This is a genomic window from Ruegeria sp. HKCCA0370 (assembly GCF_013033705.1).
Classification (GTDB): Bacteria; Pseudomonadota; Alphaproteobacteria; order Rhodobacterales; family Rhodobacteraceae; genus Ruegeria.
Genome location: NZ_WQEP01000032.1, coordinates 1 through 1505 on the forward strand (window position 1 = coordinate 1; position 1505 = coordinate 1505).

At 58.5% G+C, this 1505-nt stretch carries 3 protein-coding genes; all 3 read left to right on the top strand.

Features of this window, described 5'->3' with window-relative positions:
- Nucleotides 1-6 precede the first annotated feature (6 nt).
- A complete protein-coding gene (locus GOW31_RS21800; protein WP_371813796.1) occupies nt 7-153 on the top strand; it encodes a helix-turn-helix domain-containing protein in 147 nt (48 codons plus the stop codon).
- 122 nt (nt 154-275) lie between these two features.
- Nucleotides 276-494: a hypothetical protein gene (locus GOW31_RS21805; RefSeq protein WP_170601468.1), complete on the top strand. Its 219-nt coding sequence runs from the start codon at nt 276-278 to the stop codon at nt 492-494.
- A 187-nt stretch (nt 495-681) separates the two neighbouring features.
- On the top strand, nt 682-1505 hold an 824-nt coding region (locus tag GOW31_RS21810; RefSeq protein ID WP_171172793.1), incomplete at its 3' end, for a hypothetical protein.

A 1505-nucleotide genomic window follows, 5' to 3' on the forward strand; every position in this document is an offset into this window, starting at 1 on the left:
CAGAGCGTGCGCACCATCCAGAAATGGCGCGTGACGGGGTTCGGCCCGAAATTCTACAAGTCGGGTCGGTCTGTCCGCTACCGCCGCCGTGAGCTTTTGGAATGGGCAGAGGCGCGCCGCTACGGCAACACCAGCAGTTACACCGCAGCCTGAGTTTTGCCCGCGCAGGGTTGGCAGCGCTGCGCGGGATTTTGGGGCCGGAATGGCTCTGACGGGGCGCGGGCGAAACGGTCCCGCGTCCCTTTCCTCAAACATCAACAGAAAGACACTGAACCATGGCAAACCAGCCTGCACAGAAATTCAAGATTGGCTTGATCACCGCAACTATCTGGGACAATGACGGCTTCTACTCGGTCGATATGTCCCGCGCCTACAAGACCGATACCGGCGAATGGCGCAATTCAAACAGCTTCCATCATTCAGACCTGCTCAATATTGCCAAATGCGCGGAGCGCGCCGAAATCTGGATTGGCCGTCAAACCAATGCCAGGTGATGGCAGCGCCGGAGCGGCTTCGCTCCGGCCCCAAAACAAATGCTGCCCCGCCGGAGGCACTCAGGGGGCGCAAGCCCCCGCACTCTTTTCTCCACATCGCCAAACATCCCAGCGGCAGGGCATGCCGCGATAGAGGGGGGTCTTGTAACACCCCCCTCCACGAATACGAAAGCGAAGGTCAGCGCAAATGGAAGCAACAATCCTGCATTCAGGCTTCGATGGCCTGAAATTCACTATTCAGGCTGACATTCCTGGCGATCTTCGCGAAGAACTGGCATCTGCCAAGCAACATGCCAAAGAAACCTATGGCGATTGTGTCCTCGAATTTGGCTCCGTTTCGCTCAACGTGACCAACAAAGGCGCACGCGGCTTCACCGCTCATACCGGCGACCATGGGGCCGTATGGCTGTTTCAAGACCCGCAGGACCGTATTCCAAACAATCCCGGTATCACCGTCGACTTCCGTGCTTTCGGCCTCGCTACAGCCGGTCTTGAGGGGGTTGAGCAACATTTTCGCGATTGTATGGAAGCCTTCGGGGTCAAGTACGTAGAAACACAATTGAGGGTTGCACGGGCTGACTTCGCCGTAGACTTGCTGGCCCCTTGGTTTGAACCCGACCGTGAAGCCTTGGTTGTCCCGCCCGGAACCAAGGTCACGGAGTATACGGGCGTTGATGAGACCGCGACCGTATCCAGCGGAGCGCGTGTGGTTGGGCTGCGTGCCGGGGCCGTCGCCAACCGGCAATTGGCGATTTATGACAAGCGGGCCGAAGTGATTCAGCAAAACAAAATGGGCTGGCTGACCGTCTGGAATGCGGCACTGGAAGCTGCGGGCAAACCGCCCCTTGATCTGACCGACCGGACTACAAGTCAAGTTTGGCGCTTTGAGATGCGGCTTGGCTCCAAGCAACTCCGCAACCGCTTCGAAATGCGGAACTGGCAGGATGTGCGCGACATCATCGGGGACGCCTTCACAGACGCTCTTGGGCGCGTTCGGTATTGCATGCCCAC